Annotated in this window: 11 protein-coding genes; 1 reads left to right on the forward strand and 10 read right to left on the reverse strand. The window is 66.5% G+C overall.

The features are described from left to right. Positions 1-13 precede the first annotated feature (13 nt). Positions 14-2,017, forward strand: a complete 2,004-nt coding sequence (locus tag QTH90_RS03465) for an acetyl-CoA carboxylase biotin carboxylase subunit (RefSeq protein ID WP_286663119.1) — start codon at positions 14-16, stop codon at positions 2,015-2,017. On the opposite strand, the gene QTH90_RS03470 is transcribed toward QTH90_RS03465, so the two are convergent. The 10 genes from QTH90_RS03470 to QTH90_RS03515 all read right to left on the reverse strand — a co-directional run bounded on the left by QTH90_RS03470 (position 2,001) and on the right by QTH90_RS03515 (position 12,857). Next, entirely contained in the window at positions 2,001-2,489 is a 489-nt protein-coding gene (locus QTH90_RS03470; protein WP_286663120.1) for a hypothetical protein, read from the reverse strand. The genes QTH90_RS03465 and QTH90_RS03470 overlap by 17 nt on opposite strands. Positions 2,490-2,509: 20 nt before the next feature. After that, positions 2,510-3,193 (reverse strand): DUF2092 domain-containing protein, encoded by a 684-nt coding sequence (locus QTH90_RS03475; protein ID WP_286663121.1) that lies wholly within the window; start codon positions 3,191-3,193, stop codon positions 2,510-2,512. Positions 3,194-3,482: 289 nt separating this feature from the next. Further along, complete coding sequence (locus QTH90_RS03480) at positions 3,483-4,097, reverse strand: retroviral-like aspartic protease family protein (protein ID WP_286663122.1); 615 nt, start codon at positions 4,095-4,097, stop codon at positions 3,483-3,485. Positions 4,098-4,236: 139 nt separating this feature from the next. Next, entirely contained in the window at positions 4,237-5,178 is a 942-nt protein-coding gene (locus QTH90_RS03485; RefSeq protein WP_286663123.1) for a polysaccharide deacetylase family protein, read from the reverse strand. Positions 5,179-5,182: 4 nt separating this feature from the next. Beyond that, a complete protein-coding gene (locus tag QTH90_RS03490) occupies positions 5,183-6,226 on the reverse strand; it encodes a bifunctional UDP-4-keto-pentose/UDP-xylose synthase (RefSeq protein ID WP_286663124.1) in 1,044 nt (347 codons plus the stop codon). A 30-nt stretch (positions 6,227-6,256) separates the two neighbouring features. Continuing rightward, complete coding sequence (locus QTH90_RS03495) at positions 6,257-7,189, reverse strand: formyltransferase (RefSeq protein WP_286663125.1); 933 nt, start codon at positions 7,187-7,189, stop codon at positions 6,257-6,259. Positions 7,190-7,197: 8 nt separating this feature from the next. Continuing rightward, the gene (locus QTH90_RS03500; protein WP_286663126.1) at positions 7,198-8,190 is read right to left on the reverse strand and encodes a glycosyltransferase; all 993 of its coding nucleotides are present in this window, start codon (positions 8,188-8,190) and stop codon (positions 7,198-7,200) included. A gap of 2 nt (positions 8,191-8,192) precedes the next feature. Next, a complete protein-coding gene (locus QTH90_RS03505) occupies positions 8,193-9,344 on the reverse strand; it encodes a DegT/DnrJ/EryC1/StrS family aminotransferase (protein ID WP_286663127.1) in 1,152 nt (383 codons plus the stop codon). Continuing rightward, positions 9,341-11,086, reverse strand: a complete 1,746-nt coding sequence (locus QTH90_RS03510) for a glycosyltransferase family 39 protein (protein ID WP_286663128.1) — start codon at positions 11,084-11,086, stop codon at positions 9,341-9,343. The genes QTH90_RS03505 and QTH90_RS03510 overlap by 4 nt, the downstream gene beginning before the upstream one ends. Positions 11,087-11,144: 58 nt before the next feature. Then, positions 11,145-12,857: a phosphoethanolamine transferase gene (locus QTH90_RS03515; RefSeq protein ID WP_286663129.1), complete on the reverse strand. Its 1,713-nt coding sequence runs from the start codon at positions 12,855-12,857 to the stop codon at positions 11,145-11,147. Between the last annotated feature and the right edge of the window lie 64 nt (positions 12,858-12,921).

The raw sequence follows: 12,921 nt of genomic DNA on the forward strand, positions 1-12,921 counted from the left end.
GTTCGAGATGCAGATGAACCCAAGCCCTTTCCACAAGATCCTCATCGCCAACCGCGGCGAGATTGCGCTGCGGATCATCCGCAGCGCCCGCGCCCTCGGCTATCGCACGGTGGCCGTGTATTCGACGGCCGATGCACGTGCGCGGCATGTGCAGGAAGCCGACCAGGCGGTCTGCATCGGCGAGCCGTTGCCGGCGCAGTCATACCTGCGCATCCCGGCGCTCATCGAGGCGGCCCGGCTCACCGGCGCCGATGCGGTGCATCCGGGCTATGGCTTCCTCGCCGAGAACGGCGACTTCGCCCAGGCCTGCAAGGACGCCGGGCTGGTCTTCATCGGTCCGTCCCCCGAGGCCATCGTCAAGATGGGCCACAAGGCGGGCGCCAAGTCGTTGATGCAAGCGGCGGGCGTGCCCTGCATTCCCGGCTATCAGGGTGACCACCAGGGTGAGGAACGCCTGGCAGCCGAGGCCGGGCGCATCGGCTTCCCCGTGATGATCAAGGCGGCAGCCGGCGGAGGAGGGCGCGGCATGCGGCTCGTTCCTTCGGCGGCCGAGTTTGCGGAACTGCTGCGCAGTGCACGCTCTGAAGCGCAGGGCGCATTCGGCAATCCCGAGATGATCCTGGAGCGTGCGATCGTGGCGCCGCGCCACATCGAGATCCAGATCTTCGCCGACCGCTACGGCCATGCCATCCATCTCGGCGAGCGCGATTGCTCGGTGCAGCGCCGCCACCAGAAGCTCATCGAGGAAGCGCCTTCGCCGGCGGTGGGGACGGAACTGCGTGCGCGCATGGGCGCGACCGCAATCGCCGCGGTCCAGGCCATCCGCTACGAAGGCGCGGGCACGCTGGAATTCCTGCTCGACGCGGAGGGCAAGTTCTATTTCATGGAGATGAACACGCGGCTGCAGGTCGAGCATCCGGTGACCGAGGCGATCACCGGGCTGGATCTCGTCGAACTGCAATTGCGCATTGCGGCGGGCGAACCGCTGCCGCTGACGCAGGACCAGGTGCAGTTCAACGGACATGCCATCGAGGTGCGGCTGTGCGCAGAGGACGCCGGCGACGGTTTCGTGCCGCAGAGCGGGACCATGGCGTTGTGGAGGATGCCGACCGGGCTGCGGGTGGAGGACGCGCTCCAGTCGGGCGCCGACATCCCACCGTTCTACGACTCGATGATCGCCAAGGTCATCAGCCACGGCCGCACGCGCGACGAGGCGCGCCGCAAGCTGGCTGCGGGCCTGCAAGACACCGTGGCACTGGGCGTGACGACCAACCAGGCTTTTCTGGGACGCTGCCTGGAGCACCCGGTCTTTGCCGAAGGCGGCGCGACCACGGCCTTCATCGCGCAGCACGAGCACGCGCTGCTCGCGGCTGACCCTGTCGTGCAGGGCCGCGCGGCAGCCCTTGCGGCGGTGCTTCTATACGAAACCGGCGGTGATCGTCGGCACAAGCCAGCGGCCCGGCGCCTGGCGCACAGCCTGCCGATCTCGCTGCGCTTCGACATCGGCGGCCAAACGTCGGATGCCAGCATCACGGTGACGCGCGACCGTTGCTTCAACGTGAGCATCGCCGGGCAAAGCTTCGCGATCGGTCTCGTCGAGCTGGCTGACGTCTCTGCCCGCTTCATCTGCGACGGCGTGCAGGAGAAAGCCGGCTTTCACCGCGACGGGGCGACCTTGTGGCTGCACTACCGCGGCGTGCCCGTGCGGGTGGCAGACCGGACGCGCTCGGCTTCCCGGCGCCAGGGCGAGGCGGTCGGTGACGGCAAGCTGCGCGCATCGATGAACGGGCGGGTGGTCGCGGTCATGGTCGGCATCGGCGACACGGTGCAGGCGGGCCAGCCCATCATCACGCTGGAGGCCATGAAGATGGAGCACGTCCACTCGGCCCCGATCGCTGGGAAAGTCACTGCACTGCACGTCGCAACCGGCGATCAGATCGCGGCGAGCCGCATCGTGGCCGAAATAGAGGCTGTGGCGCCGGAGGCCGCAGCGACGGAGATCAGCCGGGCGGATTGACCACCACGTAGGTCACCTGCGATCCCGCGTACTGCGGCTGATACCACGCACCGCCGCAATTCTGGTAGGTGATGCCATTGACCACGGCTGCCGTGCATGACGGCGGCAGGGTGCGCACCATCGAACCCACGGCGGCGGCGGTGATGGCGACACCGGCCGTCACCGCCGCCGCCGTGGCCACCGGGTGGTAGTTATCGTCATACCGGCCGCCATTGACATTGACGTTGACGTTCCGGTTGACGTTCACGTTCGCATTGCGATTGACGTTCGTGTTGCGATTGACGTTCGTGTTCGTGGCCACGTTGCGGTTTGTGTTGACGTTGTGGTTGACGGACGTCCGTGCGCCGCCTCGAACCTGACGGTCCGCCTGGGCGTCCTTGACGAAGCCCATGCCGCCGCACACGACCGCCGTGCTCAGCACGCAGCCCGTGATGATCGATGAAGCGCTGCCTGTGAATGCGTGCCGGGTCATGGTGGCTCCTCGCGATGGTCTTACTTGCCGGGGGTGTCGAGCGTGCCGTCGACCTTCTGGATCACGATGCGCTGGCTGCCCGCCGGCGGCTTGAAGTCGAAGGTATTCGCGGCGAACTTGGGCGCGAGGTTCCAGCGCATTAGCACCGAATGCTGAGGCCTCGCAGGGTCGGCGGTCGTGGTGATCAATAGCTTGCGCGGCACCGGCGTGCGCCCTTGCTCGATCCAGATCTGCCAGTCGAAACCGTCCTGCCGGAGCGCGAAATGATCGGTCAGGACGCCGTCGACCTGCGCGACGCCGAGAAAGTCCGCAGACCTGATGCCCGACGTGTCGACCTTGTCCGTGCCCCACGCGAAGAGGTCCGCGGCCGGCAGCTCGATGCCGTAGCGATCATTGAGGAGCGTGGCGACTTCCCTCAGAGTGGGCGGGGCCTGCACCGTCGCGTAGTACTTGGTCTGTGGATCGAAAAGGGTCGCGGTCCTGCCGTTGTAGACCAGTAGCTTGTGGTCGCCGCCGTCGTCGGCCATGTCCGCATGGATGCCGTTGGGCCGGCGTACTTTCAACCGGGATGACCGGCCGACCTGTGCAAGCTGGTCGTTGTCGAGCACGGCGTCGGTGGTCGAGCTCAACGTAACCTCGAAGCTCTTCAGAGTGCGCAGGAATGCGCCCATGCGATCGAGCGACTGGAGAACGCCCGGGTCCACCGTCGGCGCACTCGTTGCAGGCGACGCAGCGGCCCGTTGACCCGGCGCAGGGCTCGCAGCTTGCGCCGGTTTGCCCGCGGCAGCCGAAGCCGCTGGCGCTGCCGGCTGCTGCGCGCAGGAGATAAGGGCAAGAGACGTTGCAGCCGCGGCCATCCGCCAAGCCAAGGGTCCGGACATGAAGTTCATCGAAGCCCCTTCCAGGAGACAGCCGCCACACGCGACTTCCCCAAAACATACGGGCTACCGATGAGGAGCGCAATTGCCCTCTGGTGCAAATTGCTTCGACACGTTATTTGCTGGCGATCGTCATCTCGCGGTCGTTGGCGGTGATGTCGAAGAGCGAAAGCAATTCCTGGCCGAGCACAGCGTCCGTCGCCTTGCCCCCGATCGGCGCGACGAGCACCGTGGACATCGGCACCTTGAAGGGGCCGAAGCTCATCGCCACGCCTTCGATGCGGCGCGCCTCCACGACACCGGTGGCCGTCTGCAGTCGGGCCGGTGCGCCGCCAATCAGGTTGGCGCGCGCAGCAAAATCTTCGGAGACGACGACGCCGGCAGCAACGGTCGCCGCTTTGTCGATCGCGAACTGCACCGGAAAGCCGTTGACGGAACCTCGAATCCAGAACCGCCCGTCCTGCCCGACCGGCACGGAAATCTGCCTGGAGCCGTCGATCGCAATGGTCTCGGCCTTTCCCTTGGGCTGGGCCACGGTATCGACCAGCACGCAGCCCTTGGGGAGCGACTTCGAGGCTCCCTGACCCGCCGGAACGTTCGTGTAGGTCTTGCCGCATTTGAAGATGGGCTCTGCCAGGACCGGCGGCAGCATGAGGACGAGGCCAATGGCCATCGCCAGGGGCACGGCCGCTCCGAGCCGCATCGGGTTGCAACAGGGGTTCTTCGACATTGCGCCACCTCGTGTAGTTGACGGCACGAACAATGCTCCCACTGGCGTGGGCCTCTTGTCATCCAATTTCCACGCCGGCCGAGCGGTCCGCAGGAGGTGATCGACGGTCGGGAAGAGGGCGAACATCTCGCCCAGAGATTCACACGGTTACGACTTCGGGTTGACGTACGGCATCCGACCACGCGGCTCCCTGGACCGCCAGCCGTCCCGAGCGGCCTGCGACCTCACCCTGCGCCAGCAGGTGCCTCGGTAGCTCGGCCGGCTCCGTCGCTGAAGCCAGATCCCCAATGGAGACCAGGCTGTGGCCCTGCGCGCGCCAGCCACGCAGCAGGCGTTCGAAGGCCGGCATGAGCTTCATGCCTTCCAGTTCGGCATGCAGGGTGTAGACGTGGTCCCGGTCGGGGTCGACCGTGAGCGAGAGCAGGTGGGCATGAACATTGTCCGCATCGATGCCGTCGACGCCGATCAGTTCGTCGAGCGTTGGCAGTGTGGTCGGATACTGCGGCGGCCCGATGGGGCGACCGTCGTCCGCCACGGGAATGAAGGGCCCCGCGCCGCGCGTGTCGGAGGCCAGCTTGATCCCCAGCGCGGTCTCCGCCTGCGCGGCGGCGGCGTTGAATTGCCACCCGGCTGCTCCATGCACCCGCGGTGGAGAACCGAAGATCTCGGTGTGGCGCTCCACCGCAAGTTGCATCTGGCGCCTGGCCCATTCGGGGTCGCGCAGCAGGAGCCGATCCTGCCACTCGACGTGGTCCCAGCAGTGCACGCCGACCTCGAACCCGGCGTCGCGGACTGCCCGCAGGGTGCCGGCCTCGCATCGCCCGATGTCGGGGCCCGGCAGAAGAACTCCGTACATCAGCGTGCGCAAGCCGTAGTGCTCGAGCACCGAGGTCCGCGCGACCTTGCTCAGAAAGCCGGGACGAAACACCCGCAGGATGGCCCTGCCGGTGTGGTCGGGGCCAAGGCTGAACAGGAAGGAGGCATGGGCTCCGACCAGCCGCAGGACCGTCAGCAGCCGGGGCACGCCTTCGCGGGTGCCTCGCAAGGTATCGACATCGACCTTGAGTGCGATGCAGGCCATCGGCTCAGATCGCCAGGTCGGCGGCCGCCTCGGCCTCGTCCCGGTAGTAGGCGAAGAGACTGGCCAGTGCTTCCGACATCCCCACCCTCGGCTTCCAGTCCAGGTCTTTCATGGTCGAGCTGATGTCCGGCACCCGATGCGTCACGTCCTGGTAGCCGCGGCCGTAGTAGTCGGTCGACGAGACGTCGACCAGGCGCACCGCTTCGGCCGCGTCGCGGTACTCGGGCAGCGTGCGCGCGAGTCGGACCATCATTTCGGCCAGTGCGCGGATGGAATGGTTGTTGGCGGGATTGCCGATGTTGTAGATCTTCGAGTCGGCCACGCCGTCCTTGTTGGCGATGATCTTGACCAGCGCGTCGATGCCGTCGTCCACGTAGGTGAAGGCGCGCTGCTGGCCGCCGCCGTCGACCAGCCGGATCGACTCGCCCCGCACGATGTGGCCCAGGAACTGGGTGATGACGCGGCTCGAACCTTCCTTGGGCGTGTGCAGGCTGTCGAGCCCCGGGCCGATCCAGTTGAAGGGTCGGAAGAGCGTGTAGCGCAAGCCATCCTGCTGGCCGTAGGCATGAATCACGCGGTCCATCAGCTGCTTGGCGGCAGCGTAGATCCAGCGCGGCTTGTTGATCGGACCGTAGACCAGGTTCGATACTTCGGGATCGAAGGCGGCGTCCGTGCACATGCCGTAGACCTCGCTGGTCGACGGGAACACCACCCGCTTGTTGTACTTGAGGCACTGCCGGACGATCGGCAGGTTGGCTTCGAAATCGAGCTCGAAGACCCGCAGCGGCTCCTGCACATAGGTCGCCGGCGTCGCGATCGCGACCAGGGGCAGCACGACATCGCACTTCTTGACGTGGTATTCCATCCACTCCTTGTTGATCGTCATGTCGCCTTCGAAGAAGTGAAAGCGCGGATCGTCGAGCCAGGGCCGCACGCGGTCGGACAGCATGTCCATTCCGTACACGTGCCAGTCGGTGGTCTCGAGGATGTGACGAGTGAGGTGGTGGCCGATGAAGCCGTTGACACCGAGGACGAGGACTTTGAGCATGGCAGGCAACCCGTGGTGATTGGAGGTGATTCAGGTGTCAAGGGGCACGCAGCGCCCGCCGAGGAATTCTTCAAAGCCCGCAAGGTCGGGCACGCCGGCATCGCCGTGCACGGCCAGCACTTCGAGCGCGCTGCCGTCGGCGGCCAGCAGCCAGAGCCTGCCGGCCTCGCTCAGGCACCGGAGGCCGGTGCCAGGCGCATGCAACGGCCGCCCGACGAGCCGGGTGCGGTCGATCCGGATGCGCTTTCCGTTGATCCGGCAGAAGGCTCCGGGGTAGGGCGGTGCAAGGGCGCGCACGAGGTTGTGGATTTGCCGCGCGCTCGCCGCGGCGGGAATCAGGCCGTCCTCCGGCTTGCGGCCGCCGAAGTAGCGGCCTTGCGAAAGATCCTGAGGGGTTTCTTCGGCCGTGCCGGCCAGCAGTCGCGGCAGGCTGCGCGCCAGCACGATCTCCGCCGCGACAACCACCTTGCCGAAGACTTCGTGCGCGGTGTCGTCGATGAGGATCGGGACCGCGCACTGATCGACGATGGCGCCGTTGTCGGGCCTTTCGTTCATGCGGTGCAGGGTGGCGCCGGTCCGCGTGGCGCCTTCGATGATTGCCCAGTTGACTGGCGCGCGCCCACGGTACTGCGGCAGCAGAGAGCCGTGCATGTTGAAGGCACCGCGGCGCGGCAACTGCAGCCACGGCGCCTTGAGCATGTGCCGGTAGTAGAAGGAGAACAGAAAATCCGGCTCGGCAACCCTGGCTTCGGCCAGCAGTTCCGGCACGTGGGGATCGGCCGGCGACACGCAACGCAGGCCGTGCAGCTTCGCGAGCTCGGCCACGCTACCGAACCAGATGTTCTCGCCGGCGGCGTCGGCATGGGTGACCACCAGCGGCACCTCGACACCGGCGTCGAGCAGCACACGGAGGCAGCGAACGCCGACGTCGTGGTAGGCGAAGACGATCGCTCGCGTGGGCATGCCGGGCTTCATGGACGCTTGCGCTCGAGCACGGCGTTGATGACATAGCGCGGTCGCGCGCGCACTTCCTGGTAGATGCGCCCGACGTACTCGCCCAGCAATCCGATACCGAACAGCGCCAGCCCGACCAGCAGGAAGAGCAGCGCGAAAAGAGTGAAGACGCCGCCCACCTCGGGCCCCATCACCAGCCGGCGCGTTGCCAGCACGACGAAGAGCAGCGCCGAGAGCAGGGACACCACGATCCCGAGCAGCGAGAAAGCCTGCAGCGGCACCAGCGAGAAGCCTGTCACGAGGTCGAAGTTGAGGCGCACCAGGCTGTAGAACGAATACTTCGATTCGCCGGCGTGCCGCACCTCGTGGCCGACCTCCACTTCGGCGGGGTTGCGCGAGAACTGCAGCGCCAGCGCCGGGATGAAGGTGTTCATCTCGTTGCACTGGTTGATGAGCTGCACCACGTTGCGGCTGTAGGCGCGCAGCATCGAGCCGTGGTCGGTCATGACGATGCCGGTGAGCCGATAGCGCAGGCGATTCATGACCCGCGACGCCCAGCGCCGCCAGGTTGAATCCTGCCGATCGCGGCGGACCGAACCGACGCAATCGTGCCCCTGGTCCATCGCGTCCAGCAGCAGCTGGATGTCTTCGGGCGGGTTCTGCAGGTCCGCATCGAGGGTGACGATGCGGTCGCCGAGGCAGTGTTCGAAGCCCGCGAGGATTGCCCGGTGCTGGCCGAAGTTGCCGTTGAAGAGAATCACCCGGGTCACGTCGGGACGGCGCTCGAACTGCGCCGCGAGCAGCGCGGCCGAACGGTCCCTGCTTCCGTCGTTGACGAAGATCACCTCATAGGACAACCCGAGCGCATCGAGCGCCGGATAGAGGCGCGAGAACAGGGCCGCCAGTCCCTGCTCCTCGTTGTAGACCGGAATCACGACACTCAACGCCGGCGCATCGGGCGGGGATTCGGTCTCGGGTTCGTGATGGGGAACTGCCTTCAGCACTGTCATGGTCAAGCCCTCCGCAATGAAGCCGCCACCGCGCCCACGGCGTCGCAGACTCGGTCGACGTCGGCGTCCGTCATGGCCGGAAAGAGCGGCAGCGTGACCGTGCGTGCGCCGATGTCCTCGGCCACCGGGAAGTCGCCGCGGGCGTAGCCCATGGCCCGGAACATCGAGAACAGGTGCATCGCGGGGTAGTGCACGCCGACGCCGATGCCGTGGTTCTTCATGGCGGCAATGAAGTCCCCGCGCGCCGGGGCGAGATCGCGTGGCAGCAACGGCTGGAACATGTGCCAGTTGCCGTGCCCCTGTGCATCCTCCGGCGGGAGCTCGAAACCCAGCGTTCGGTCCCAACGCTCGAAATAGCGCTGCGCGAGCCGTCGGCGGCGGGCGTTGAAGTCATCGATGCTGCGCAACTGGCCCAGCCCGATCGCCGCAGCGATGTCGGTCATGTTCGCCTTCGCGCCCCACGCCGCCACATCCATGCCGCCGCCGGGCAGGCGCTGGACGCCCTGCAGCCGCAGCAGCTCGAAGCGCCGCGCCTCGTCGTCGTCGTTCATCACCAGGCAGCCGCCTTCGCCCGAGGTCAGGTTCTTGTTGGCATGGAAGCTGAACGACACCAGGTCGCCGAAGCTGCCGATGACGCGTCCGCCCCATTGGGAGCCGAAGGATTGCGCTGCGTCTTCGATGACTCGCAGGCCATGCGCCGCGGCGATCTCGTTGAGCCGCGTGCGGTCCACGGGCAACCCGGCCAGATCGACGGGTATCAGTGCCCGCGTACGCGGTGTGATGGCCGTCTCGATGCGGTCGAGGTCGATGTTGCGGGTCTTCGCATCGGCGTCGACGAACACCGGCGTGGCGCCGACCGCCAGCACGACGTTGGCGGTCGCGACCCAGCTCAGCGGCGTGGTGATCACCTGGTCGCCCGGACCGATGCCGCACAGTCTCAATGCCAGTTCGAGCGAAGCCGTGCCGGAGTTGACCAGCCGAACCGGACGTCCGCCGCAGCGCCTGGACAGTGCGGCCTCGAGCGCCTGGCACTTCGGGCCGGTGGTGATCCATCCGGACCGGAGCACCTCGGCGACTTCCGCAATGGTGCGCTCGTCGATCGATGGACGGGTGAAGGGAAGAAGGGCCGCCGGGCTCAGATCGATGCTCTTCATTGCTTTGACACGACGACTCGCCGTGAGTCCTGATAGATGACACGCATCGGGATACCGCGCTCGTGCAGTTCGCCGTAGCTCGGAAAGTCCATGTAGGCCGCCGCCTGCGGGAGCGCCTTCCAGCGCGCCACGAACTCGTCGAATGACGCGATCGAGCGCGTCGGCTCCAGGGCCTGTCCCATGGCGAACTCGTCCTGGTAGTCGACCAATGTGACGTCGCGGCGCAGGTAGAAGGGCAGCGTCTGGTCATAGGCGCGGACTGCGAAGAGGGGCGCACCGGCTTGCAGCACCGGCTCCAGTGCCGACACGAAGGGCGCTGCGCTCTTGAGCTGGCCGAAGGGGTTGTGCGCTGCCATCACGACCGCCATGCTCAAGACATGGCCAAGCGCCAGCGTCGCGATGGCCAGCGTGGCACCGCGCCGCCGCAGCAACCACCCGGCGAAGGCCGCGAACGAAAGGAAGGTCACCGCGCCCCAGCGGGCGCCGCCGCCAAGCTGGGCGAACACCTCGGCCGGCGTGGAATGCGATGCGATCCGTGAAGTCTGCGTCGAGGCGACCAGCACGATCGCCCAGACTGCGACCGGGAACAACAGATGGCGTCGCAGCACACGCGGACTGGCGTCCCGGAGCCGGAGCCCGACAAGCAGTGCGAGTGCCGGAAACACCGGCAGGATGTACGACGGCAGCTTCGATCCGCTGGCGCTGAAGAACAGCAGCACGAAGGCCGCATAGACGATCAGGATGTCCTGCGGCGCGATGGCCTGTGATGGGCCCGAAGCCGTGCGCCGCGTCCACAGCCATGGCAGCGCGCTGGTCCACGGGAACATCCCGCCAAGCAGCAAAGGCAGGTAGTACCACCACGCGCCTTCGCGCTGGTGAACGTTGCTCAGGTAGCGCGCGAAGTGCTCGTGAATGAAGAAGAACTGTGCAAAGGCCGGGTTGCGCATCGACACCAGCACGAACCACGGCGCCGCGAGAACCAGGAAGATCAACACGCCCGACACCCAGTGCATCCGGCGCCACAGGCCGAAGTCGCGACGCGACGCGCACGTCAGCACCAGCGTGGCGCCCGGAATCAGGATGCCCACGAGACCCTTGCTGAGCACCGCGCCGGCCATCGCGGCCCAGGCGAGCCAGATCCAGTTCCTGCGTTCGACCACCGTCGCATCAGCATGCTCGGCAATGAGCACCGCGCACAAGGCCACCGTGAGAAACAAGGTCAGGCTCGCGTCGAGCGTCAGGAAGTGCGCGTTGCCGAAGACCCAGGTCATGGACGCGGCAACGGCCAGGCTGCGGATGCCGGCTTCCTTGCCCCACAGCCGCCAGGCTGCGCCTCCAACGCTCAGCACGGTGAGAAAGCCGGCCAGCGCGGGCCACAGGCGTGCTGCAAAGACGTTCAGGCCGAACAGGTGAAGGAAGAGGGCGCTGATCCAGTACTGAAGGGGAGGCTTCTCGAAATAGAGCAACCCGTTCAACCGCGGCGTGACCCAGTCGCCGCTGCGCAGCATCTCCCAGGCGAGGCTCGCGTAGCGGCCTTCGTCCGGACTGATCAGCGAGCGCGTGGACAGGGACCCGAACCAGACTGCCGCCAGCATCACCAGCAGAAACGCCAGCAAGCCGGCGGGCAGCGGCCGCTCGGCGCTGGCACCTCGACTTTCGCGATGGGCCGCGGCGGGGGCAGCATTGCGCACCGCCAGGGGCCGAGCCTGGCGAGGCGTTGAAGAAGGCGCCTGCGTCAGCATTTTTTGATGCTATGACGCTGACCTGTCCAAAACCTGAACGAGGCGGTCTGCATGCTGCTCATCCTGGTCGCCGCGGCTCGCGGCAATTCGACAGCGGGTCGAGACCCGCGTTGTATGACGCGGTCTGCACGTCCATCAGCCCAAGCACCGTGTGGAAGAAGTTGTCGTGAGTGAGCGGTGCATCGAGACCGCTTTCCATGCACGACGGAGAGAGGCGCGCGCGGAGAAGCATGCCGTCGTTGAACCACGTGACCATGGGCACCTGCTTCTGCACTTCAGGCGCGAAGCCGTACGGCACGCCGTGCAGGAAGAGCCCGTACTCGCCCAGCGATTCGCCGTGATCGCCGATGTAGAGGAGAGCGGTGTCGAACTGCTTCGACTTCAACTGGAGCCAGTCGATCAACTGGCCAAGAAAGCGATCGGTGTAGGCGATGGAGTTGTCGTAGCCGTTCATCAGCTCCGAGTGGCTGCATTGGCCGAGTACGTTCGTCCTGCATTCGGGCATGAAGCGCTTCGCGTCGGGCGAGGACCGCTTGTAGTAGTCGGGCCCGTGGCTTCCGATCTGATGCATGACGAGGACGACACCCTTGGCGCGCCGCTCTGCCGGCAAGCCGGCGATGCGCGCGTCGAGTCCGTCGAGCATGACGTCGTCCAAGCATTCATCGCCGTCGCAGCGCGCTCGTCGCGTGGCGGAGTCCAGGCGATCGAAGGCCGAGACGTGCGGGATCCGGTCGCACACGCCCTTGCAGGTGCCGGTCTGGTTGCCGATCCAGAAGACGGCCAGTCCAGCAGCCTGAAGCACGTCCAGCAGATTGTCGTGGTCATCACTGCTCGCCTCGAAGGCCTGCTTGCCCAGGCCGGAGAACATGCAGGGGACGGAGCCCAGCGTGCTGGTCCCGCACGAACGCACGTCGCGGTAGCTCAGTGCTTTTCGCGCTGCAAGCGCGGGCGTGGTGTCGCGTGCGTATCCGTTGAGCCCGAAGTGATCCGCGCGCGCGCCCTTGCCAACGACAAGCACGAGCAGGGGCGGCCTTTCCTGGGTGGCGTAGCTGGGACCGAGCGCCACGGCGCCGTTCAAGGCAATGAATCGGCGCCGGTGTCCGAAGATCGGCCTGATGACCACGGCGCTCGCGGAGTACAGCGTGGCCAGCGGATTCATCATGTAGCGCAGGTGGGCGTTGTTGCGCATCAGCGGTGCCAGTTGCCGGTTCATCACCATCGCACCTCCGGCGGCCGCTGCGGCAGCGGCAAGCAGGAGCGTCACGTTGCGCCAGGCCTGCGAAAGAAGGCGGATGCGCGCGGTTCGAACGTGCCAGAGGAACCAGCCTGGCAGGGCGGACACCAGCAGGACGCTGAGGATCAATCGCCAACTGAGGAGGTCTCGCACGTCGCTGGCATCGGACTGCAGCGCATTCGCGAGCATCGTCGGATCGATCACGACGCGGTAGCTGAGCATGTAGTACTGGACCACCGCCGCCAGCAATACGACGCCAAGCCACAAAGGCTTCATCCAGCGCGACCACGCGGTCAGCGACAACAAGGCCACTGTCCCGCAAGTCATCAGCAGCCCGACCGATGCAATCGTCGGGAGATACACGCTGGGCGCCCCGCCAATGCGCGCCAGCTCGCTCCACAGGGGCCAGTTGGCGGCCAGGACGAGGTAGACGCTCAGCCAGATGACGATGCGAAGCGGCGAACGTGGACGGGAAGCCCAGCGGTTCGCAGCCTGGACGAGGGCGAGAAGGCCTTGCGGAGGTGGTTCCGGCTCCATGGTTCCACCCTGCGCGAGGAGGGCGGACGTACCGGGTTCAGAAGGCATGGGCGCAAGATAGGCG

The organism is Variovorax flavidus, from assembly GCF_030317145.1.
Lineage (GTDB): Bacteria > Pseudomonadota > Gammaproteobacteria > Burkholderiales > Burkholderiaceae_C > Variovorax > Variovorax flavidus.

Bases quoted from the DNA above. Each gene is read 5' to 3' on its own strand.
- QTH90_RS03465 (WP_286663119.1), top strand. From the start codon at position 14: ATGAACCCAAGCCCTTTCCACAAGATCCTCATCGCCAACCGCGGCGAG.
- QTH90_RS03495 (WP_286663125.1), bottom strand. From the start codon at position 7,189: ATGCCCACGCGAGCGATCGTCTTCGCCTACCACGACGTCGGCGTTCGC.
- QTH90_RS03480 (WP_286663122.1), bottom strand. From the start codon at position 4,097: ATGTCGAAGAACCCCTGTTGCAACCCGATGCGGCTCGGAGCGGCCGTG.
- QTH90_RS03500 (WP_286663126.1), bottom strand. From the start codon at position 8,190: ATGACAGTGCTGAAGGCAGTTCCCCATCACGAACCCGAGACCGAATCC.
- QTH90_RS03510 (WP_286663128.1), bottom strand. From the start codon at position 11,086: ATGCTGACGCAGGCGCCTTCTTCAACGCCTCGCCAGGCTCGGCCCCTG.
- QTH90_RS03490 (WP_286663124.1), bottom strand. From the start codon at position 6,226: ATGCTCAAAGTCCTCGTCCTCGGTGTCAACGGCTTCATCGGCCACCAC.
- QTH90_RS03485 (WP_286663123.1), bottom strand. From the start codon at position 5,178: ATGGCCTGCATCGCACTCAAGGTCGATGTCGATACCTTGCGAGGCACC.
- QTH90_RS03470 (WP_286663120.1), bottom strand. From the start codon at position 2,489: ATGACCCGGCACGCATTCACAGGCAGCGCTTCATCGATCATCACGGGC.
- QTH90_RS03515 (WP_286663129.1), bottom strand. From the start codon at position 12,857: ATGGAGCCGGAACCACCTCCGCAAGGCCTTCTCGCCCTCGTCCAGGCT.
- QTH90_RS03505 (WP_286663127.1), bottom strand. From the start codon at position 9,344: ATGAAGAGCATCGATCTGAGCCCGGCGGCCCTTCTTCCCTTCACCCGT.